Source organism: Enterococcus casseliflavus NBRC 100478 (genome assembly GCF_001544095.1).
Taxonomy (GTDB): domain Bacteria; phylum Bacillota; class Bacilli; order Lactobacillales; family Enterococcaceae; genus Enterococcus_D; species Enterococcus_D casseliflavus.
On sequence record NZ_BCPT01000007.1, the window covers coordinates 62,266 to 83,357 of the forward strand.

General features: G+C 44.5%; 20 protein-coding genes and 1 riboswitch. Of the genes, 17 read left to right on the forward strand and 3 right to left on the reverse strand.

Annotated elements, in window-relative coordinates:
• Positions 1-15 precede the first annotated feature (15 nt).
• The 8 genes from ECA1_RS07640 (at position 16) to purB (ending at position 7,708) form a co-directional block, all read left to right on the forward strand.
• Positions 16-1,026, forward strand: coding sequence for a M15 family metallopeptidase (locus ECA1_RS07640; RefSeq protein ID WP_060792194.1), 1,011 nt, complete (start codon positions 16-18; stop codon positions 1,024-1,026).
• Entirely contained in the window at positions 1,023-1,628 is a 606-nt protein-coding gene (locus tag ECA1_RS07645) for a glycoside hydrolase family 73 protein (RefSeq protein WP_005229997.1), read from the forward strand. The genes ECA1_RS07640 and ECA1_RS07645 overlap by 4 nt, the downstream gene beginning before the upstream one ends.
• A gap of 20 nt (positions 1,629-1,648) precedes the next feature.
• Positions 1,649-2,326, forward strand: coding sequence for a beta/alpha barrel domain-containing protein (locus tag ECA1_RS07650; protein ID WP_010749577.1), 678 nt, complete (start codon positions 1,649-1,651; stop codon positions 2,324-2,326).
• Positions 2,327-2,408: 82 nt separating this feature from the next.
• Positions 2,409-2,506: riboswitch (purine riboswitch) on the forward strand.
• Between the two features lie 75 nt (positions 2,507-2,581).
• A complete protein-coding gene (locus tag ECA1_RS07655; protein WP_060792140.1) occupies positions 2,582-3,163 on the forward strand; it encodes a xanthine phosphoribosyltransferase in 582 nt (193 codons plus the stop codon).
• Positions 3,163-4,467 carry a nucleobase:cation symporter-2 family protein gene (locus ECA1_RS07660; RefSeq protein WP_010749579.1) on the forward strand — a complete coding sequence of 435 codons (1,305 nt, stop codon included), beginning with the start codon at positions 3,163-3,165 and terminating at the stop codon, positions 4,465-4,467. Before ECA1_RS07655 ends, ECA1_RS07660 begins: the two co-directional genes overlap by 1 nt.
• Positions 4,468-4,796: 329 nt before the next feature.
• Positions 4,797-5,285, forward strand: coding sequence for a 5-(carboxyamino)imidazole ribonucleotide mutase (purE, locus tag ECA1_RS07665; RefSeq protein ID WP_010749580.1), 489 nt, complete (start codon positions 4,797-4,799; stop codon positions 5,283-5,285).
• The gene (gene purK, locus ECA1_RS07670; RefSeq protein ID WP_015509893.1) at positions 5,269-6,396 is read left to right on the forward strand and encodes a 5-(carboxyamino)imidazole ribonucleotide synthase; all 1,128 of its coding nucleotides are present in this window, start codon (positions 5,269-5,271) and stop codon (positions 6,394-6,396) included. Before purE ends, purK begins: the two co-directional genes overlap by 17 nt.
• Before the next feature lie 13 nt (positions 6,397-6,409).
• Entirely contained in the window at positions 6,410-7,708 is a 1,299-nt protein-coding gene (gene purB / locus ECA1_RS07675; RefSeq protein WP_005231933.1) for an adenylosuccinate lyase, read from the forward strand.
• 50 nt (positions 7,709-7,758) lie between these two features.
• On the opposite strand, the gene pbp4 is transcribed toward purB, so the two are convergent.
• The 3 genes from pbp4 to ECA1_RS07690 form a co-directional block, all read right to left on the reverse strand.
• Positions 7,759-9,807: a penicillin-binding protein PBP4(5) gene (gene pbp4 / locus ECA1_RS07680; RefSeq protein WP_060792141.1), complete on the reverse strand. Its 2,049-nt coding sequence runs from the start codon at positions 9,805-9,807 to the stop codon at positions 7,759-7,761.
• A 1-nt stretch (position 9,808) separates the two neighbouring features.
• Positions 9,809-10,414 carry a DUF1054 domain-containing protein gene (locus ECA1_RS07685; RefSeq protein ID WP_060792142.1) on the reverse strand — a complete coding sequence of 202 codons (606 nt, stop codon included), beginning with the start codon at positions 10,412-10,414 and terminating at the stop codon, positions 9,809-9,811.
• Positions 10,415-10,514: 100 nt separating this feature from the next.
• Positions 10,515-10,949, reverse strand: a complete 435-nt coding sequence (locus ECA1_RS07690) for a hypothetical protein (RefSeq protein ID WP_005230014.1) — start codon at positions 10,947-10,949, stop codon at positions 10,515-10,517.
• 214 nt (positions 10,950-11,163) lie between these two features.
• Between ECA1_RS07690 and purC the strand changes: the two genes are divergently transcribed.
• From purC to purD, 9 genes are all read left to right on the forward strand, one after another.
• Positions 11,164-11,889, forward strand: a complete 726-nt coding sequence (gene purC, locus ECA1_RS07695; protein WP_060792143.1) for a phosphoribosylaminoimidazolesuccinocarboxamide synthase — start codon at positions 11,164-11,166, stop codon at positions 11,887-11,889.
• Entirely contained in the window at positions 11,880-12,152 is a 273-nt protein-coding gene (purS, locus tag ECA1_RS07700) for a phosphoribosylformylglycinamidine synthase subunit PurS (protein WP_010749587.1), read from the forward strand. Before purC ends, purS begins: the two co-directional genes overlap by 10 nt.
• Positions 12,149-12,826, forward strand: coding sequence for a phosphoribosylformylglycinamidine synthase subunit PurQ (purQ, locus tag ECA1_RS07705; RefSeq protein ID WP_005230020.1), 678 nt, complete (start codon positions 12,149-12,151; stop codon positions 12,824-12,826). Before purS ends, purQ begins: the two co-directional genes overlap by 4 nt.
• Positions 12,819-15,047: a phosphoribosylformylglycinamidine synthase subunit PurL gene (gene purL, locus ECA1_RS07710; RefSeq protein WP_172462575.1), complete on the forward strand. Its 2,229-nt coding sequence runs from the start codon at positions 12,819-12,821 to the stop codon at positions 15,045-15,047. The genes purQ and purL overlap by 8 nt, the downstream gene beginning before the upstream one ends.
• Positions 15,032-16,456, forward strand: coding sequence for an amidophosphoribosyltransferase (gene purF / locus ECA1_RS07715; RefSeq protein ID WP_010749590.1), 1,425 nt, complete (start codon positions 15,032-15,034; stop codon positions 16,454-16,456). The genes purL and purF overlap by 16 nt, the downstream gene beginning before the upstream one ends.
• A 115-nt stretch (positions 16,457-16,571) precedes the next feature.
• Positions 16,572-17,618 carry a phosphoribosylformylglycinamidine cyclo-ligase gene (gene purM / locus ECA1_RS07720; RefSeq protein ID WP_060792144.1) on the forward strand — a complete coding sequence of 349 codons (1,047 nt, stop codon included), beginning with the start codon at positions 16,572-16,574 and terminating at the stop codon, positions 17,616-17,618.
• Entirely contained in the window at positions 17,615-18,199 is a 585-nt protein-coding gene (gene purN / locus ECA1_RS07725) for a phosphoribosylglycinamide formyltransferase (protein ID WP_010749592.1), read from the forward strand. Before purM ends, purN begins: the two co-directional genes overlap by 4 nt.
• Positions 18,192-19,727: a bifunctional phosphoribosylaminoimidazolecarboxamide formyltransferase/IMP cyclohydrolase gene (purH, locus tag ECA1_RS07730; protein ID WP_060792145.1), complete on the forward strand. Its 1,536-nt coding sequence runs from the start codon at positions 18,192-18,194 to the stop codon at positions 19,725-19,727. The genes purN and purH overlap by 8 nt, the downstream gene beginning before the upstream one ends.
• Before the next feature lie 16 nt (positions 19,728-19,743).
• Entirely contained in the window at positions 19,744-21,030 is a 1,287-nt protein-coding gene (gene purD, locus ECA1_RS07735) for a phosphoribosylamine--glycine ligase (RefSeq protein ID WP_060792146.1), read from the forward strand.
• The last annotated feature ends 62 nt before the right edge of the window (positions 21,031-21,092 follow it).

The following is a 21,092-nucleotide window of genomic DNA, read 5'->3' on the forward strand; positions in this document are numbered from 1 at the left end:
AAAAAGTATTATGGAATGGCTGCGGCGGCGGGCTTCTTGTTTCTGGTTCTTTTAACCATTCAAGTGAACCGAGTGACCGCAGTCACCCCAACAAAGAGTGCAAGTATCGCTCGTTCAACAGATCAAGCAACAACGAGTGAAACAACAGAAACAAATGAAAAAGAGCCAAATGGGAACACGCAAGAGTCACAAGAACAAGCAAGTGCTAGTGATGAAGTGAACGAAGAGGATTTTCCAACTGTCTCATTGGATGATTGGTCATTGGTTTTGGTAGGCCCAAACAATAAAATAAAAAGCGAAATTGCCCAAAAAGATTTAGGGAAATTGTCGAATGGCTATCTCGTCGATCAACGCATCGTTTCAGCTTATGAAAAGCTGGCAGATGCCGCAAAAGCTGCAGGACATCCTTTGGTGATGGTCTCTGCCTACCGTTCAGTCGCGTATCAAGAGGAGATATTCAATGCCAATGTCAACACCCTGATGAGTCAAGGTCATACAAAAGAAGAAGCAATTCGGATCACGAAACTGACCTTTACTGAGCCTGGCTATAGCGAACACCATACTGGGCTTGCTGTTGATGTTGTGGATCAGGATTGGTATCAAAATCATACAGGAGAACTGCTCAATGAGGGGTTCGGTGATACTGAGGGTGGAAAATGGCTACAAGCTCATGCAAGGGAGTATGGGTTTATCATCCGTTACCCGAAAGGAAAACATGCTATTACGCAAATCGATTATGAGCCTTGGCATCTACGATATGTAGGGGTCGAAGTGGCAACCTACATTGAGGAGCAGGAGTTGACCTTTGAAGAGTTTCTGGAAGAAGCAAAAGAACACATCGCTCGAAAAGAAGCAGAACTGTCCTCTCACGAATGGGAAGATCCTTTGGCAGAGGACTGGATCTATGAGGGGTCTCTTGCTAAAAGTCAGGAAAGCAGTGAGCTTACACAAGATGAGTTGTTGCTGAATGGAGGCAATTTGTTTTCTGAAAATGTGTTTAGTCAGACAAAGGAAGTGAAAAAATGAGCGCAAGACGAAAAAAACAGAAGACTCGTTTCCCATTAGTCTTTCTAGGGTTATTCTTGATTGGGATTGCTTTTATTTTTTCCTTGAATAGTTTGGCAGACCCCCTTCCAAAAGAGGAAGAAACAAACACGGAAGCCATCTCCCATGAAGAATTTATTGATCGCATCGCTCCTTACGCACAAGAACTGCAAAAGGGCTACGGGATTTTACCAAGTATCATTATTGGACAGGCAATCCTTGAATCAGATTGGGGTCAAAGTTCTCTAGCCAGTGAATACAATAATTTATTTGGAATTAAGTCGTTTGGCCATTCAAAAAAGGTGACATTAGATACCCAAGAGTTTTATAATGGAGAATGGGTCACGATTCAAGGAGATTTTCGTGTCTATGATACTTGGGAAGAATCAATGGATGATCATACGATGTTGTTTGTAAATGGTGTGGATTGGAATCCTGCACTTTATGTAAATGTCTTGACAGCAAACGACTACCGCAGTGCCGCACAAGCATTACAAGATGCAGGGTATGCAACGGATCCGGATTATGCCAGCAAAATCATTCAAGTAATTGAAACCTACCAATTGAATCGATTTGATCAATAAGAAAAGAGAGTTGGCTGCTTATGGAAGAAAAATATATGCCAAAAATCACCACCGATTTGCGTAAAGATATCGTGAAAGTGCCTAAAGTTATTCGAGAGGCTAGCGGTATTCAAATATTTGGAAAACAAATCCGCTCCATTATTTTCACAACGGATATTGCGATCATCCGTAATACAAATGCGGATGCTGTGATTGCGGTCTATCCCTTTACACCACACCCAGCAATTACGAAAGCAATCATCGAAGCAGCGGACATTCCAGTGTTTTCTGGTGTCGGCGGGGGCTTGACCCAAGGATTTCGCTCGTCTTATATGAGCATGTTTGCTGAAGCCCAAGGGTCGATCGGGGTCGTCTTAAACGGACCAACGCCACTGAAAACTGTGGAGCAGGTCTGTAAAGTTGTAGATATTCCCGTTATCAGTACCGTAACGAGTAAGTATACCGAAATTGATGCCAAGCTTGAAGCTGGTGTGAAAGTCATCAATATCAGTGCTGGCAAGGACACAGCAGATACCGTGGCTTTCTTCCGTAAAAAATATCCGAAGCTGCCGATCATCGCAACCGGTGGACCAACCGATGAAAGCATCTTAGAAACGATTGAAGCAGGCGCTAATGCCATCACCTACACGCCGCCGTCGAATGGGGAGCTTTTCAGTAAAAAGATGGAGCACTATCGCGATATGGAGAAGCCAGAGTAGGAAATGATCCACAAATGAGAATATTTTTATTTATAAAGGGCATTCCATGCTTGTGTTTTTAATCAAAGACAGGCATAATCGAATCTATCATTTAAAAATTACTTGTATATCGTCGAAATATGGTCGACAGTCTCTACCCGATACCGTAAATATCGGACTATAAGTAAAAATCGTGCCTGTTAGACACTTTTTTTGCTTTGGCAAAAAGAGTGTCTTTTTTTCAGGATGGAATAGAAAGGAACGAGGAGAGCTAGGATGGAAAAATTAGTTGAGCGTATCAAAACACACGGAAATGTGCTGGGCGAAGGGGTTCTTAAAGTGGACCAATTTTTGACCCACCAAGTGGATTATGAGTTGATGAAAGAAATCGGTACAGTCTTCGCGGAACGGTTTCAAGGAAGCGGCATCACAAAAGTAGTGACCATCGAAGCTTCAGGGATCGCACCAGCCCTTTATACTGCAGAACAGTTACAAGTACCAATGATCTTTGCCCGTAAAGCAAAGAGTCTGACAATGGATGAAGAGCTGCTGACTGCATCTGTCTATTCCTTTACCAAGCAAGTGACCAGCCAAGTATCGATTTCCAAGAAATTTTTGTCTTCAGAGGATACAGTCTTGATTATTGATGATTTTTTAGCAAACGGACAAGCAGCAAAAGGCTTGATCGAACTGTGCCAACAAGCAGGAGCCAACGTCGTCGGTATTGGTATCGTGATTGAAAAATCATTCCAAAGTGGTCGACAATTACTTGAAGAAATGGGGATTCCTGTTGTTTCACTAGCACGGATCGCCTCATTGTCTGAGGGACAAGTCAGCTTTTTAGAAGGAGATGCCTAATGAAAGAAACGAATAGCCGTTCAGCAGTTTTAGGCTTGCAACATTTGCTAGCGATGTATGCAGGAGCTGTTGCCGTTCCTTTGCTGATTGGAACAGGCCTGGGCTTCAATGAAGCTCAGATGACGTATTTGATCTCGATCGATATTTTCATGTGCGGAATCGCTACGCTTTTGCAATTAGTTGTTACCCGCTTTTTCGGGATCGGCCTACCAGTCGTTTTAGGCTGTGCCATCCAAGCTGTCTCCCCATTGATTTTGATTGGCACCAAATCAGGGATCAGTGCGATTTACGGAGCGATCATTGCCGCTGGGATTTTCATTGTTCTGATCGCTGGCATTTTTTCGAAAATCAAAGTCTTGTTTCCCCCATTGGTGACAGGAACCGTGATTACCGTCATCGGCTTGACCTTGATTCCAGTCGCCATCACTAAAATCGGTGGGGGCGATGCTGCAGCTGCTAACTTTGGTGATCCAACGAATTTATTGTTAGGCTTTGTGACGATTGCTCTGATCATTGGGGTGCAGGTCTTTGGGAAAGGCTTTATTCGCTCGATTGCCGTTTTGATCGGTTTGATCGGTGGGACCATTTTAGCAGCGCTCTTAGGATTAGTGGATCTTTCTGCCATCGCCCATGCACCTGTGTTTCATTTGCCTCAGCCTTTTTATTTTGGCTTACCAACCTTTGATCTGTGGTCGATCGTTTTGATGATCATTATTTCCATCGTGAGTCTGGTAGAGTCCACTGGTGTTTATTTTGCGCTGGGAGATATTACTGAAAAACCGATTACAGGCAATGACTTAAAGCGCGGCTATCGTGCGGAAGGCTTGGCGGTGATCCTTGGGGGGATCTTCAATACATTCCCTTATACTGGATTTTCACAAAATGTAGGTTTGGTTCAACTTTCAGGTATTAAGACGCGACGCCCGATTTTCTTTTCAGCTATCTTTTTGATCGTATTAGGGCTGTTTCCAAAAGTCGGTGCCATTGCGCAAATCATTCCAGAAGCAGTACTGGGAGGCGGCATGTTAGTGATGTTTGGCATGGTCGCTGTTCAAGGGATGCGAATGCTGAGCAAAGTTGATTTTATGAATGACAAGAACTTGTTAGTGATTGCGGTATCGATCGGTTTTGGTTTAGGGTTCAATATGATGCCAACCTTATTCAGTCAGATGCCTGAAACCGTCCAAATGTTTACAGGCAATGGGATCGTCATGAGTAGTTTGACAGCCATTGTTTTGAATCTGTTCTTCAATGGATTGCCGAAAGAAACAGACGAAGTGACGGAATTGAGCTTGCAACAGTAAGTTGATTTGATCCAGACGAGGATTCGTCTGGATTTTTTGTATTGTTCCTTTATTTGTCTTTTTCCTACCAAACAGAAAGACTGAATAGTTTTCTTAGCCATAAAAACGAACGATACAAAGTTAAACTAGCAAATAGTTCGAAAATATTTTGACATTGCTCCGGCAACTCGTTACTATTTAAAGGTGAAAGTGATTGTTAGTCATAACGTGTTATGTAAGGGGCGTTGGGTCGCAGCGACAAACTGCTGCTAACAAACTAATTTCGTGAGAAAATACTTCTGAGCTTGTTTCAGAAGAAACTAGTAAAAAATCGTTGGAGGGAAAATCAAATGAAACCAGCAGTTGCAGTGATTATGGGGAGCAAGTCAGATTGGGAAACAATGAAGGAGTGCTGCTTGATTTTAGATGAATTAGCGATACCTTATCAGAAAAAAGTCGTTTCGGCACATCGTACACCAGATTTGATGTTCGAATTTGCCGAAACTGCTCGTGCAGAAGGAATCAAAGTCATTGTCGCAGGAGCAGGAGGAGCAGCTCATTTGCCAGGAATGGTCGCAGCGAAAACAACGTTGCCCGTCATTGGTGTGCCTGTACAATCTCGCGCATTAAACGGGTTGGATTCCCTACTATCGATCGTGCAGATGCCAGCTGGGGTACCAGTGGCAACAACAGCGATCGGAAAAGCTGGCGCAACTAACGCAGGACTACTTGCAGCGCAGATGCTTTCCATGTATGATTTAGAGATAGCGGAGAAATTAAACGCGCGAAGAAATACATTAAAAGAAATTGTATTGGAAAGTAGTGATCAACTTGATTAAACCTTTAATGCCCAACGCAACGATCGGAATCGTTGGCGGAGGACAGCTAGGTCGTATGATGGCAATGAGTGCCAAAGAAATGGGCTTTCGGGTTGGCGTCTTAGACCCTACTGCCAATTGTCCAACAGCCCAAGTCGCTGATTGGCATATTGTTGCTGCCTACGATGATGTGTTTGCTTTAGAAGAAATGGCTCGACGTGCCGACGTGATTACCTATGAATTCGAAAATGTCAGTGTCGAGGCATTGAATTCCATTTTGCCTTATTCCCATATCCCTCAAGGGACTGACCTGTTAGCAATCACTCAAGATCGTTTATTAGAAAAGTCATTTCTAGAGGCTAACAATATCGTGATTGCACCTTATGCCACGATCATCAGTCCAACAGATATCCAAGATGCCATCGACAGTATCGGTTATCCCTGTGTGTTAAAAACGACTAGAGGCGGTTATGACGGAAAAGGGCAGCACGTGTTATACAGTACCGCGGATTTAGCGCCTTCGATGAACTTACTGCGTGAAGGGACGTGCGAATTAGAAGCGTGGATTCCTTTTGAAAAAGAATTGTCGATTTTAGTTGCTGGTAATGGAGAAACCTTTACCACTTTCCCAGTGGTAGAAAACATCCACCGCAACAATATTTTGCATCAAACGATCGCTCCTGCGCGCATTGATCCAGAAGTTGCCGAAGAAGCCAAACGGATCGCTCATATTATTGCGAAGGCCTTGGATCTGCAAGGCGTTTTAGCCATCGAAATGTTCTTGACTAAAAGTGGCGGCTTGTATGTCAATGAGTTGGCACCGCGACCGCATAATTCTGGTCACTATTCGATCGAAGCTTGTTCCATGAGTCAGTTTGATGCCCATATCCGGGGGATCTGTGGCTGGCCATTACCAGAAGTGTCATTGCTTTCACCAGCAGTCATGGTCAATGTCTTAGGCGATGAATTGACAGAAACGTATGAGTTGATTGCCACAAAACCTGCTTGGCAATTCCATTACTATGGCAAAGAAGAAGCGAAAACCGGGCGTAAAATGGGTCATATCACTGTTTTGACAGAAGATATCGCAGAGACCACTGAAGAAATCTATCAAACCAATATTTGGGATTAAAGGAGATAATAACATGTTAGAGCGTTACACAAGACCAGAAATGGGTGCTATTTGGACCGATCAAAACCGTTACCAAGCGTGGTTAGAAGTAGAAATATTGGCGGATGAAGCTTGGGCGGAACTAGGGGAGATACCGAAAGAGGATGTTGCTTTGATTCGTGAAAAAGCAACCTTCGATATCGACCGTATCTTAGAGATCGAAGCGCAAACGCGACATGATGTGGTTGCTTTTACCCGAGCAGTCTCTGAATCTTTAGGTGATGAAAGTAAATGGGTCCACTACGGCTTGACGTCGACGGATGTTGTTGATACTGCGTATGGCTACTTGATGAAGCAAGCCAACGACTTGATTCGGGAAGATTTAAATCGTTTTGTGACGATCATTGGTGAAAAAGCCAAAGAATACAAACATACCGTAATGATGGGACGTACCCATGGTGTACATGCGGAACCAACGACCTTTGGCTTGAAATTAGCCTTATGGTATGCGGAAATGAAACGCAATGTCGAGCGTTTTGAGCGGGCAGCAAAAGGGGTCGAAGCAGGAAAGATCAGCGGAGCAGTTGGAACCTTTGCAAATATTCCACCGTTTGTCGAAGAGTATGTCTGTGAAAAATTAGGGATTCGTGCGCAAGATATTTCCACACAAGTACTACCTCGTGACTTGCATGCAGAGTATTTCTCTGCAATGGCGTTGATCGCAACCAGCATTGAGAAATTTGCCACCGAAATCCGGGGCTTACAAAAATCAGAAACCCGAGAAGTTGAAGAATTCTTCGCCAAAGGACAAAAAGGTTCTTCTGCCATGCCCCATAAGCGTAACCCAATCGGTTCTGAAAATATGGCGGGACTTGCACGAGTCGTTCGCGGCCATATGGTGACAGCTTATGAAAATGTCTCACTGTGGCATGAACGGGATATCTCACATTCATCGGCAGAACGGATCATTATTCCGGATACGACGATTTTGATCGATTATATGCTGAATCGCTTTGGCAATATCGTCAAAAATCTGACAGTTTTCCCAGAGAATATGAAGCGCAATATGAATGCGACCTTTGGATTGATCTACAGCCAACGAGTAATGTTGAAATTGATCGATCACGGAATGACAAGAGAGCAAGCCTATGACTTGGTTCAGCCAAAAACAGCGCAAGCTTGGGATGAGCAAACGGATTTCCGTCCACTATTAGAAGCTGATCCAGCCATTACGGATGTGTTGTCCAAAGCAGACTTAGACGATGCGTTTGATTACAACCATCACTTAAAACAAGTCGACACGATCTTTGAACGTGTCGGTTTAGCCGAATAAGAAAAAAGCCGTAACCTTCAGATCCTTGTCTGAAGGTTGCGGCTTTTTTTTTAATAATGTTCAGCTAAGTAGGTCAATAGCTCAGGTGCTAAACCAGTTGCTGATTGGTTTTCTTGACGATCTTCTAGCATGGAGACCATTAGAAATCCTTGGTCTTGCGAATCAAAGGCAAATAAGAAACTGTTTTCTTGGCCTTTTTCATCTTGCTTTTCTTTGATTTCAGCTGTTCCTGTCTTAGCAGCCAATGGAATGTTTAATGCTGCCAAGGAATGTGCAGTTCCGTTTGGATCGGAAACAACGGCGGTCAAATCTTGATTGATTTGATCGATCGTTTCTGCTTTAAAGACTTCTTTGTCTTTTTGCTCTGCTTCTTTCACTAAACGGGGATAGACCAGCTTCCCTTGATTGGCAAAGACGGAGTAAATAGCCGCTTGCTGGATTGGATTCAATAGCAATTCTCCTTGGCCATAGCCGGTATCTGCCAGTAAAATGTCCGAATTGAAGGAGTCTTCATTTGAAATTTGAGCAGGATTCATCGCGATCGGTAAATCCAATGTTTCACCAAAAATCAACTTCGACAAGCCGTCACGAAAGGCATCTTCGCCCATAGATAGGGTTTGTTGCGCCATATAAATGTTATCAGAGTATACCAGTGCATCCTTGAGATTCACAGAAGCTACATCAGTAACTCTCGTCACAAAGTAGTCGCCCCACGAGCTATCTTTTTGCCATTTCAATCCATCGATCGCGATACTCTGCGTAGGATCGATCGTGCCATTTTCCAAGCCGATCGCACCAGTGATGGCCTTAAAGGTCGAACCAGGTGCATAGGCCGTAGCAAAGCGGCTGATGAAAGGCAGGTCTTCATTTTGTTCATACGCATCATAATCTTCTTGTGAGATCCCTTGGGTCATTTTATTGGGATCATAACTTGGCGAGCTGGCAAGTACCAGCAGATCGCCAGTTTTGGGTTCGGTAACGACCGTTGCTCCTGCTTGGTTTTGTAAGGAGTCAAACGCCGTCTTTTGGGCTTGGGCATCAATGGTCAGTTGGATATCCTTGCCATCTGCGCGTTCTTTTTCTAACAGGACAGCTTTCTCAGCACCATCTTCATCTGTGATGGCGATTTTTCCGCCATTTTCTCCTCGCAACTCCTTATCGAAGGCAGCTTCCAGACCACTACGACCAATTTGTCCGTTGCTTGCTAGTGTTTCATCTTTTTCGATATCTTCCGCTGTTACATTTCCTAAGTAACCAATCAGTTGGGCGGCAGCTTCCCCAAGTGGGTAAGTGCGTCCAGTCGTTTCTTTTAAACTTGTTCCAGTTGGCATCTCATCCGTTGGTTCGATGATCTTCAAGGGGACGAACAACTCATCTTGAACCCAAGATTGCTCCAACGCTTGATTGATGGCTTCTTCTGTCAGGTCGAAACGTTCCGCGATCGCTTTGATATTGGCGTTTTTTTCGTCTCCCGTGCCCAGTTGCCCCGGAACGACGCCTAACTGATAAAGCGTGCCATTTTCTGCTAGTGGTTCGTTGTTTCGGTCGAGAATCTCACCGCGAGTGGCATTATCTACGGAAATACTGACTTTGTCTTGTCCCTCCATTCCTGGAAAGATCAACTGAGGGGACCAATCGATCTTGGCTTCGTTATCAGCTACAGTGATCGTGCCACTATAAGAAAGCTCGGTTAATTCACCTAACGAGGTGGTCAAGGAACCGTTGTATTGGAAATTGAATTGATCGGAATCCTTGTCATTAGGAGTTACCTCAATCCCAGAGGCTTTAAATGATTCGGCACCGATACCAGTGAAGATCGCTTCGTATTTTGCAGAGACTTCGTCTGCGGTAAAGCCGGTTGATGCTAAACTGTCTTCAGACACGAAGGCAGGCAAGTCACTGTACTTCTGATCGGCCAAAGCGTCGATAAAGGAAGTGAGGGCTTTTTTAGCAGCGGCTTCTTCTTGCCGATCCTGATAGACGGTATAACCATAATAGCCGCCACCTAGTACCAATAAGGCGGCAGGAAGTGCCAACCAGACGAAGCGCTTAGGGCTTTTCGCTGGCTTTTCGTTGCGAGAGCGCCGATTTTCTGACATATTATTGTTCCTCCTTCAGAGCCGTCATACGGGCATGATAAAGCGGCAACAGCGTTTGATAAACTGCTAAAATATCCGCCATCTCAACGTCTTCGATCATTTCTTTCGGAAAAATCTTTCCAATTTGAAGCTCGCTTTTTTTGACTTTCTTAAATCGTTCCAAATAGGTTGGCCACATGGCGATAGGGTGGTGGTCGTATTTTGTGTGATCAGGAGAAAGTGTAAAGTCAGCTGGTAATTGATCGAATAATTCTTTTTGGGCCAACCAGGATTCAGCGATCGTTGCCTGATTTTTCGGTTGGTCGATCACGCTGAGCCAAACAAAGACATACGCTTGATTGATCCCAATTTGAAAGTGGGCATCCATTTTATAGCCTCGTTTGTTCGGACCGATCCCTGCCCAGGTTTCGGCAGGAGGGTAGACGGTTCTGCGTCGGTGCTGAGCAATATGCAAATAAAAAGGCTCTTGGCAGCTTTCTTCAATTAACGGGATCGCTGCCTCACCGATCGTTTGAAAAATCGGCTGAATCTCGGCACGGATTTTTTCCATTCGTTCGTCTAACGTTTCTAAAGAAAAAGCATCAAATGATTGTTTCGTAAATAGCATAATCGTATCCTTTCTGTTGTCTGAAAATAGTATAACAAAAAAAGCCCGATAAATTACGGGCTTTTGTTTATTTTACCTTTTTTTATTGAAGGATACTCAGTCAATTTGCCGCTGGACTCAATTTAAACGTTGATGTCTGGCTTTGTTCCTTCAAAAGATGCAAAAGATCATCCAAGAAAGAAAAGTCCATTTCTTCTAAATTAAAATAAATCCGAAAAGAATACGTATGTTTAAATAAGCTTTGGCGATGGATTTGATGAATGATCAATTCGTCATTGCGTTCATTTTGAAATTGTAGAACACGCTTTTGTTCTTCGGCATAATGAGGGCGCGCCCCTTTTTTGAAGGGACTAAATAAATAGAAACTTGTTTGTTGGTTGATGGAAAGGATTTGCTGCACGGCCAATAATTCGTTATGGAGCTGTTGTTTTTCTTTGTCTGATAAATGAGCTAAAAAAAGTTCAGCACGATTCTTTAGCGACCACATATAGTACTCCTCCTTGAATGTAGCTACAATACGACCTAAATATAGCATGAAAAAAGAATATTGTAAACGCTTTATAAACCCTTCGCTGCTTCTAAAGAGGAATCTGCTTTCAACCAACTGGTTAAAAAGCGAACATTCGTGTTTATTAATGTGTAAATGTACAGATAATCGTTGACCCGCTTTTTCTGCGTTGTTAGAATAATAAGCAAATAAAGATGTGTGTCATCGCTATGTGAAAAATATTACTTAACTGAGGTGGATTATGGAATCAGAAGTGCTTCTTTATGAAGGAAAAGCCAAAAAATTGTTTAAAACCAACGAAGAGGATGTATTGAAAGTCGTTTATTTGGATCAAGCTACTGCATTGAATGGTCAAAAGAAAGATGCCGTTGTAGGAAAGGGTGCCTTGAACAATCAGATCACTGCGCATCTTTTTCAGCGCCTAGCCGATAAAAACGTCCCAAGTCACTTTCTTCAATTAGTGTCTAAACACGAACAATTAATTCGAGCTGTTGCTATGATTCCTTTAGAAGTCGTTGTTCGCAACACGGCTGCTGGTAGTTTTTCAAAGCGCTTGGGTATCGAAGAAGGAACCAAACTGCCAAAGCCGATCGTTGAGTTTTACTACAAAGAAGATCGCTTGGATGATCCGTTTATCAATGATGATCATGTGTTTTATCTAGGGCTTGCCTCAGAAGAGGAGCTGGACCAGATCATAACATTGGCGCTGCAAGTCAACGCTGCGTTACTGGAAATCTTTGCGAACATCAACATTCGCTTGATCGATTTTAAAATCGAGATCGGCAAAACCAAAAAGGGCGAGTTGCTTCTGGCTGATGAGATTTCACCAGATACTTGTCGTTTATGGGATATGGGGACAAATGAGCATCTTGATAAAGATGTTTATCGACGTGATTTAGGGGACATCGTTCCTGTTTATGAAGAAGTCTTAAATCGTTTAGAAAAGGAGAATTCAGCATGTATTTAGTCAAAGTTTATGTAACCTATAAGGAATCTGTTTTAGACCCTCAAGGAGAAGCTGTGAAAGGAGCCGTTCATCGCTTGGGGTATCAAGATGTCAGTGATATTCGGATCGGGAAATACTTTGAAATCAAAGTGACACCTTCCAACAATCAAACACAAGCAGCTGTAGCAGAAGAGATCGAAGCGATCTGCGACAAGCTTTTGGCAAATGTCAATATGGAAACCTACCGTTATGAAATGGTTCAAATGGAGGAAGCAGCCCTATGAAATTTGCAGTGATCGTTTTTCCTGGATCAAATTGTGATGTTGATTTGATGTGGGCAATCAAAGATATCATGGGGGCAGAAGCAGAATATGTACGCCATGATGCAGACAGCTTAGCTGGTTTTGACGGTGTTTTGCTTCCAGGAGGATTTTCTTATGGTGATTACTTAAGATGTGGAGCGATCGCCCGTTTTTCAACGATCATGTCAGAGGTCATTCGTCTGGCAAATGAAGGCAAACCTGTCTTTGGTACCTGCAATGGGTTTCAAATTTTAACGGAAGCGGGCTTGTTACCAGGGGTTTTACAAAGAAATGAATCACTCCATTTTATTTGCAAACCGGTCCGTCTGCAAGTGAATAATCAAACAGCTTTTACTTCTGAATATGAAGCGGATCAAGTCATTACGCTTCCTGTCGCTCATGGTGAGGGCAATTATTATTGTGATGAAACGACTTATCAGGAATTGGTTGCCAACAATCAAATCGTTTTCCGTTATGAAGATAACGTCAACGGTAGCCTACACAACATCGCTGGTATCTGTAATAAAGCTGGCAATGTTCTAGGCATGATGCCTCATCCAGAACGAGCGATGGAAAGCTTATTAGGCTCAGAAGATGGCAAGAAGTTTTTTGCTTCATTATTGAAAAATTTTGGGAAGGTGCCGGTAAATGGATAAAATGATCGTAAAAGAACCTACACCACAAGAAATCAAAGACACGAAATTATACGAGCAATGGGGATTGACCCAAGAAGAATATCGGATGATCTCAGAAGATATTTTGGGACGTTTACCGAACTATACCGAAACTGGACTCTTTTCAGTGATGTGGAGTGAACATTGTTCTTACAAAAATTCCAAACCTGTTTTGCGGAAATTCCCGACAGAAGGGCCGCAAGTACTGCAAGGGCCTGGAGAAGGTGCGGGTATCGTGGATATCGGCGATGATCTAGCCGTCGTTTTTAAAGCGGAAAGCCATAATCATCCTTCCGCGGTGGAACCTTATGAAGGAGCAGCAACTGGTGTTGGTGGGATCATCCGCGACATCTTCAGTATGGGTGCAAGACCGATTGCTGTTTTAGACTCCTTACGATTTGGTGAGTTAGATAATCCAAGAACGAAATATCTTTTGGAAGAAGTCGTTGCTGGGATCAGTGGCTATGGCAACTGTATTGGGATTCCGACCGTCGGTGGTGAAGTGGCATTTGATCCTTGTTATGAAGGCAATCCATTAGTCAATGCGATGTGTGTAGGGATCATTGCTCACAAGGATATTCAAAAAGGGCAGGCCAAAGGTGTTGGAAACACCATCATGTATGTCGGCGCAAAAACAGGACGCGACGGGATACATGGGGCGACTTTTGCATCGGAAGAATTTGTCGAAGGTGAAGAACAACAACGTTCCGCCGTACAAGTCGGTGATCCTTTTATGGAAAAACTTTTGTTGGAAGCTTGTTTGGAATTGATCGTGGATCATTCGGACATTTTAGTCGGAATTCAAGATATGGGTGCTGCTGGATTGGTTTCTTCTAGTGCCGAGATGGCATCAAAAGCCGGATCAGGGTTGCGCTTAACGTTAGATGATGTTCCACAACGAGAAACCAATATGACGCCTTATGAAATGATGTTGTCAGAATCTCAAGAGCGGATGCTGATCTGTGTCAAAAAAGGACATGAAGCTGAAGTGGAAGCACTCTTTAAGAAATACGATCTAGAAGCCGTCGTGATCGGTGAAGTAACAGATGATGGCAACTATCGTTTGTTCCATCACGGACAGGAAGTCGCTAATTTGCCAGTAGATGCTTTAGCTGAAGATGCGCCGACTTACTACAAAGAGATGGCAGAACCGAAACGGATCAAAGTGTTTAAGGAAACACCAGACTTTGTTCCAGTGATTCACTCAGCAACGTCTGTATTTGCCGATCTACTGCAGCAGCCGACGATCGCTTCAAAACGCTCGATTTTTGAAACCTACGATTCGCAAGTTCGTACCAATACCGTGGTAGGACCCGGCAGTGATGCCGCTGTGTTACGAATCAAGGGAACCAATAAAGCCTTGGCGATGACGACTGACTGTAATGCTCGTTACCTGTACTTAGATCCAGAAGTCGGCGGACAGATCGCAGTTGCAGAAGCTGCTCGAAATATCGTCGCTTCCGGTGGGCGTCCATTGGCGATCACTGACTGCCTTAACTTCGGCTCGCCAGATAAACCAGAAGGATTCTGGGAGTTATCCACGGCTGCTGACGGGATCTCAGAAGCTTGTCGTGTGCTAGAGACACCAGTCATTTCTGGGAACGTCTCCTTATACAACGAAACGGACGGACAATCGGTCTATCCAACGCCGGTAATTGGGATGGTCGGATTGATCGAAGAGCTGGCGCATATCACGACGCAGCATTTCCAAGCAGCGGGGGATCTGATCTATGTCCTAGGGGAAACCCATGCTGACTTCAATGGGTCTGAATTGCAAAAACTGCAGACAAGAAAGATCGCTGGGCGTTTAATGTCCTTTGACCTTGAAACAGAAAAAATGAACCAACAATTGGTTACCGCAGCGATCCAAGCAGGTCTTGTTCAAAGTGCCCACGATTGTGCCGAAGGTGGTTTAGCGATCGCTTTAGCCGAATCCGCTTTTGACAAGGGCTTTGGTCTAAATGTGACCGTGTCATTGCCAGCAGCACAATTGTTTTCAGAAACCCAATCCCGATTTGTGCTTTCAGTCGCACCTGATAAGAAAGCAGCTTTTGAAGCGCTGGTAGGCGCTGCTGCAACAGCGATCGGGGAAGTGACTGCTGATGGCCAGATTCGCATGCAAGCACAAGATGATACGATCGAGATGCCCCTTACTGAGGCGAAATTGAAATGGGAGGAAGCCATTCCATGTTTAATGAAGTAAAGAGCCTCAACGAGGAATGTGGGGTTTTTGGTGTTTGGGGTCATCCAGATGCCGCTCGTGTCACCTACTTCGGACTACACAGTTTGCAACATCGCGGCCAAGAAGGTGCAGGGATTGTCACGAATGATGCGGGGAAACTCAATGGCCACCGTGATTTAGGGTTGCTAGCGGAAGTCTTTTCGGATGAACGTGTCCTCCAGCGTCTGACAGGAGATGCTGCTATTGGTCACGTTCGCTACGCAACTGCTGGTAATGGTAGCGTTGATAATATTCAACCATTTTTATTCAAATTTTTTGATCAGCAGATTGGCTTAGCTCATAACGGCAACTTGACGAATGCGAAAAGTCTACGGAAATCCTTAGAAAAGGCTGGTGCGATTTTCCACTCGAATTCCGATACAGAGATTCTCATGCACTTGATCCGTCGCAGCGAAGAACCGCTTTTTATGGATCGGGTCAAGGAGGCATTAAATCAAGTTAAAGGTGGATTTGCGTACCTTTTACTGACCGAAAATGCCATGATCGCAGCACTAGACCCCAATGGCTTTCGGCCATTGTCAATCGGGAAAATGGTCAATGGTGCTTATGTGGTGGCTTCAGAAACCTGTGCGTTGGAAGTCATCGGTGCGGAATTTATTCGTGATGTCCGACCAGGCGAAGTCGTGATCATTGATGATGCAGGCATTCAAATTGAACAATATACCCAAGAAGTACAACCTGCGATATGTTCGATGGAGTTTATCTATTTTGCCCGTCCTGATTCCAACATCGCTGGCGTCAACGTCCATCGTGCCCGTAAAAATATGGGCCGTCGCTTAGCACAAGAGGCGCCGATCGAAGCGGATATGGTCATTGGTGTACCGAATTCATCCTTATCTGCTGCCAGTGGGTACGCAGAAGCTTCAGGTATTCCCTATGAATTAGGCTTAGTAAAAAATCAATACATCGCACGAACGTTTATTCAACCGACACAGGAGTTAAGGGAACAAGGTGTACGGATGAAGCTCTCAGCTGTTCGTGGCGTAGTCGAAGGCAAACGAGTGATTCTAGTCGACGATTCGATCGTCCGAGGAACCACCAGCCGCCGTATCGTGCAACTGCTAAAAGAAGCCGGTGCCAAAGAAGTTCATGTACGTATCGGTTCGCCGCCTTTGCGCTATCCGTGTTTTTACGGGATCGACATTCAAACGAGAAAAGAATTGATCGCAGCCAAATATACGGAAGCTGAGATTTGTGAAAAAATCGAAGCAGATTCTTTGGCCTTTTTAAGTGAAGACGGGTTGATCGAAGCGATCGGTTTAGATTTTGACGCACCTTACTCAGGATTGTGTATGGCCTATTTCAATGGCGATTATCCAACCCCTTTGTATGATTATGAAGAAAACTATCTCGCGTCTTTAGCTGAATAAATTGTAGGCAAAAATGGTTTTTCAAACGAAGCAGTGAAGGACCGCTGGTTTACTTGCGTTAACGACGAATGAGCTGAATGAAGAAAAGCGGATGAATGATTGAGGAGGAACAAACGTGGCAAATGCATATGCAAAAGCCGGTGTCGATGTCGAAGCCGGTTATGAAGTAGTCGAACGGATCAAAAAGCATGTGAAACGAACAGAACGTCTAGGCGTGATGGGGGCAATCGGGGGTTTTGGTGGCTGTTTTGACTTATCATCGTACCAATTGAAAGAACCAGTACTCGTTTCTGGGACAGATGGTGTAGGAACTAAGCTTTTATTGGCGATCCAGCAAGAACAGCACACAACGATCGGCATTGATTGTGTCGCAATGTGCGTGAATGATATCGTCGCTCAAGGGGCAGAACCTATCTACTTCCTTGACTATGTTGCAGTCGGTAAAAACGATCCTGCAAAGATCGAACAAATCATTGTTGGTGTCGCAGAGGGCTGTGTGCAAGCGGGTGCTGCCCTGATTGGTGGGGAAACCGCTGAAATGCCGGGAATGTACCAACCAGAAGAATATGATCTTGCTGGCTTTGCCGTAGGAATCGTCGAAAAAAGTCGCTTGATCACTGGAGAAACCATCAAAGAAGGCGATGAGCTGATTGGTTTGCCTTCATCAGGCATTCACTCGAATGGGTACTCTTTAGTCAGAAAAGTCTTTTTTGAACAGCATGGCTATACAGGAGCAGAAACATTTGCAGAACTTGACAACCAAACACTTGCAGAAAGTTTATTGACGCCAACGAGAATTTACGTGGATGCATTGAAGCCTTTATTGACAGAAGGATTGCTAGCTGGAATTTCTCATATCACTGGTGGCGGCTTTGTTGAAAATATCCCGCGGATGCTGCCTGAAGGTCTGGCGGCAGAAATCTCCTTAGACACTTGGCCGCAGTTGTCGATATTTGATCTGATCGCTGCTCATGGCGCGATTCCTCACCAAGAAATGTTCGAGATTTTCAACATGGGGATCGGTATGGTCTTAGCCGTTGCGCCAGAAAATGTTGCGGCAGTAATGGCGCTTCTATCTGCCAATGAAGAACCAGCGTATCGGATCGGTAAAGTGACGAAACGTGACAACGAAGCTGTCTGCTTTAAAGAGGCAGTCCGATGAGGATCGCCGTCTTTGCTTCTGGAACGGGCAGCAATTTTACAGCGATCGCCGATGCGATCCAGGCTAATGAAATCAAAGGGGCGCAGATCGGATTGGTCTTTTCCGATAAACCTGCAGCGCCAGTGATAGAAAAAGCCCGCGCAAGAGACTATGAAACGCTTGTCTTGGAGCCAGCGGCTTTTGCGTCAAAAGCAGCCTTTGAAAGGAAATTGATCGAAGAATTGCAGTATCATGCCATCGATTTTATTGTTTTAGCTGGGTATATGCGGATCATCGGGAACACCCTATTATCCGCTTATGAAGGCAGAGTCATCAATATCCATCCCTCGTTGTTGCCGAGCTTCCCAGGCAAATCTGGGATTGCCGATGCCTTCGCTTATGGCGTGAAAGTGACGGGGGTTACGGTTCATTATGTCGATGCTGGCATTGATACAGGGCCAATCATTGCCCAAGAAATCGTTCGGATTGACACCGACGATACGTTAACAAGTGTGACAGAGAAAATTCATCAAGTGGAACACCAAATCTATCCAGCTGTTTTAGCTGAAATTGTGGAAAAGGGGCTATCAAATCGTGAATAAACGTGCATTAATCAGTGTGTCTGACAAAGAAGGACTGGTACCATTTGTCCAAGAATTGACCAATTTAGGATTTGAGATCATTTCAACTGGCGGGACCAAAACCGTCTTGGAGGAAGCAGGGCTTCAACCGATCGGCATCGAAGCGATCACAGAATTTCCTGAAATGATGGACGGTAGGGTAAAAACGCTACATCCGCGGGTGCATGGTGGTCTGTTAGGGCGACGTGATCTGCCTTCTCATATGGAGGCAATGGCTGAGCACGGTATTTTACCGATCGACCTCGTTGTCGCCAATCTTTATCCATTTAAAGAAACGATCAGCAAGCCTGATGTCACAGAAGCCGACGCAATCGAAAATATCGACATCGGCGGACCAAGCATGCTGCGTTCTGCGGCGAAAAACCATGCCTCAGTAACTGTTGTCGTTGATCCCAAGGATTACGACTGGGTTTTAACTGAGCTGAAGGAAGGCAATACGACGTTGGCATCAAGAAAGAAATTAGCTGCCAAAGTCTTCCGCCATACCGCAGCCTACGATGCCTTGATTGGTGAATACTTGACCAAAGCGGTGGCTGAAACAGAAACGGAGAACTTGACGAAAACCTATGTTTTGAAACAAACATTGCGTTATGGTGAAAATAGTCATCAGAAAGCTTCCTTCTATCAAGACGCATTACCCGTGCCTTATTCGATTGCCAGCGCAAAACAAATCCACGGCAAAGAATTGTCTTACAACAACATTAAAGATGCTGACGCTGCCTTACGGATCGCAGAAGAATTTACAGAGCCAACTGCAGTAGCCCTAAAGCACATGAATCCATGTGGAATCGGAAGTGGAGAAACGATTGCTGAAGCTTTCCAAGAAGCTTACGAAGCAGACCCAGTGTCGATTTTTGGCGGGATTATCGTCTTAAATCGTCCAGTTGATGTGGCAACTGCGCAGCAGCTGCAGCGGATTTTTCTTGAGATTATTATTGCACCTGCATTTGAAGAAGGAGCACTTGAAATCCTAACGAAGAAAAAAAATCTGCGCTTGCTGGTTGTTGATTTCGAAAAAGCAGCCAAACAGCCAGAAGTTGTCTCTGTCCTTGGGGGCTTATTGGTGCAAGAACCAGACGATCAAATGGAGTCACCAGCAGATTGGACCGTGGTGACCAAAAGACAGCCGACACCAGAAGAAATCGCAGCCTTGGCATTTGCTTGGAAAGCGGTGAAACACGTGAAGTCCAATGCGATCGTTTTAGCCAATCAACAGCAAACCGTCGGGATCGGTGCTGGTCAAATGAACCGCGTTGGTTCAGTGAAAATCGCTGTGGAACAAGCCCGTGAAAACAATAAATTGGCTGGTTCAGTGCTGGCAAGCGATGCCTTTTTCCCGATGGATGACAGTGTCGAATATGCAGCACAACAAGGAATCAAAGCGATTATTCAACCTGGTGGTAGTATCAAAGATCAAGAATCGATCGACATGGCAGATAAGTACGGTGTGGCGATGGTCTTTACTGGTGTTCGTCATTTTAAACACTAAGAAATAGGAGAAGACGATGAAAATACTTGTTATTGGTAGTGGTGGCAGAGAACATGCCGTCGCAAAAAAGTTTCTGCAAGACCCTCAAGTTGAAACAGTCTTTTGTGCAATGGGCAATCCTGGAATGCGAAAAGACGGGATCGTGACAGTCGCAATTGAAGAGTCCGATCATGAAGGTTTGATTGCTTTTGCTCAAGAGCAGGAGGTTGATTGGACCTTCGTTGGTCCAGAAGTTCCATTACTAAATGGCATCGTAGATGATTTTCAGGTGGCGGGCTTGGAAATTTTTGGTCCCAATCGACAAGCAGCGATGATCGAAGGATCAAAAGAGTTTGCCAAAGAATTGATGCGTGCCAATCACATTCCAACAGCTGACTATCAAAGCTTTACAGATAGTGCGCAAGCAAAAGCATATATCCAACTTAAAGGTGCACCGATCGTTATCAAAGCGGATGGCTTAGCGGCAGGCAAAGGCGTAGTTGTTGCTGAAACCGTTGATGAGGCGAATGCAGCTGTCGAAGCGATGCTGGAGCAAAATGCTTTTGGTGAAAGTGGTGCAAAAGTGGTGATCGAAGAGTTTTTGGCTGGCGAAGAGTTTTCGCTCTTGGCGTTTGTTAAGGACGAAGCCGTCTATCCAATGGTCATTGCCCAAGACCATAAACGTGCGTTTGATGGCGATTTAGGGCCGAATACAGGAGGTATGGGGGCGTACACACCAGTACCGCAGATTCCGCAAGAAATGGTCGATCAAGCGGTCAAAGAAGTTTTACTTCCTGCAGCAAAAGGGATGATTCGTAATAAGACACCATTTACTGGTATTCTTTATGCAGGTCTGATTGCTACTAATGAAGGACCGAAAGTCATTGAATTTAATGCTCGTTTTGGTGATCCAGAAACGCAAGTCGTGTTAAGTCGTTTAGATAGTAGCCTGGCACAGATCATTGATGATCTCTTGCAGGATCGAGAGCCCGCGATTCGCTGGAATCAAGCAGCTTCGATCGGTGTCGTGATTGCATCGCAAGGATATCCTGGCAAGTATCAGCAAGGAATGCCTGTTCCATCTCCTCAAGGAGAAGGAACACAATTCTTTTATGCAGGAGTGGAGGAGACTGCTGATCAAGGCGATTTGACGGCAGCTGGTGGTCGTGTTTTTCTTGTGGAAGCTTCAGCTGAGGATTTAGCTACTGCACAAAAGAACGTCTATGAAGCAATCAATAAATTGCCTTTGTCGGGTTTGTTTTATCGAAATGACATTGGTGACAAAGCCTTACACTATAGCAACTCATCAAAGGCGATGAAGTAAAGAACGTTTCAATGCGTAATGCAAATTGAAAGTAAAGGATGACTGCCAGTAGAACCAATCGG

Bases quoted from the DNA above. Each gene is read 5' to 3' on its own strand.
- pbp4 (WP_060792141.1), bottom strand. From the start codon at position 9,807: ATGTCAGAAAATCGGCGCTCTCGCAACGAAAAGCCAGCGAAAAGCCCT.
- purC (WP_060792143.1), top strand. From the start codon at position 11,164: ATGGAATCAGAAGTGCTTCTTTATGAAGGAAAAGCCAAAAAATTGTTT.
- purB (WP_005231933.1), top strand. From the start codon at position 6,410: ATGTTAGAGCGTTACACAAGACCAGAAATGGGTGCTATTTGGACCGAT.
- purN (WP_010749592.1), top strand. From the start codon at position 17,615: ATGAGGATCGCCGTCTTTGCTTCTGGAACGGGCAGCAATTTTACAGCG.
- ECA1_RS07645 (WP_005229997.1), top strand. From the start codon at position 1,023: ATGAGCGCAAGACGAAAAAAACAGAAGACTCGTTTCCCATTAGTCTTT.
- ECA1_RS07685 (WP_060792142.1), bottom strand. From the start codon at position 10,414: ATGCTATTTACGAAACAATCATTTGATGCTTTTTCTTTAGAAACGTTA.
- purS (WP_010749587.1), top strand. From the start codon at position 11,880: ATGTATTTAGTCAAAGTTTATGTAACCTATAAGGAATCTGTTTTAGAC.
- ECA1_RS07655 (WP_060792140.1), top strand. From the start codon at position 2,582: ATGGAAAAATTAGTTGAGCGTATCAAAACACACGGAAATGTGCTGGGC.
- purF (WP_010749590.1), top strand. From the start codon at position 15,032: ATGTTTAATGAAGTAAAGAGCCTCAACGAGGAATGTGGGGTTTTTGGT.
- purL (WP_172462575.1), top strand. From the start codon at position 12,819: ATGGATAAAATGATCGTAAAAGAACCTACACCACAAGAAATCAAAGAC.
- ECA1_RS07690 (WP_005230014.1), bottom strand. From the start codon at position 10,949: ATGCTATATTTAGGTCGTATTGTAGCTACATTCAAGGAGGAGTACTAT.
- ECA1_RS07660 (WP_010749579.1), top strand. From the start codon at position 3,163: ATGAAAGAAACGAATAGCCGTTCAGCAGTTTTAGGCTTGCAACATTTG.
- ECA1_RS07640 (WP_060792194.1), top strand. From the start codon at position 16: ATGGCTGCGGCGGCGGGCTTCTTGTTTCTGGTTCTTTTAACCATTCAA.
- purE (WP_010749580.1), top strand. From the start codon at position 4,797: ATGAAACCAGCAGTTGCAGTGATTATGGGGAGCAAGTCAGATTGGGAA.
- purQ (WP_005230020.1), top strand. From the start codon at position 12,149: ATGAAATTTGCAGTGATCGTTTTTCCTGGATCAAATTGTGATGTTGAT.
- ECA1_RS07650 (WP_010749577.1), top strand. From the start codon at position 1,649: ATGGAAGAAAAATATATGCCAAAAATCACCACCGATTTGCGTAAAGAT.
- purD (WP_060792146.1), top strand. From the start codon at position 19,744: ATGAAAATACTTGTTATTGGTAGTGGTGGCAGAGAACATGCCGTCGCA.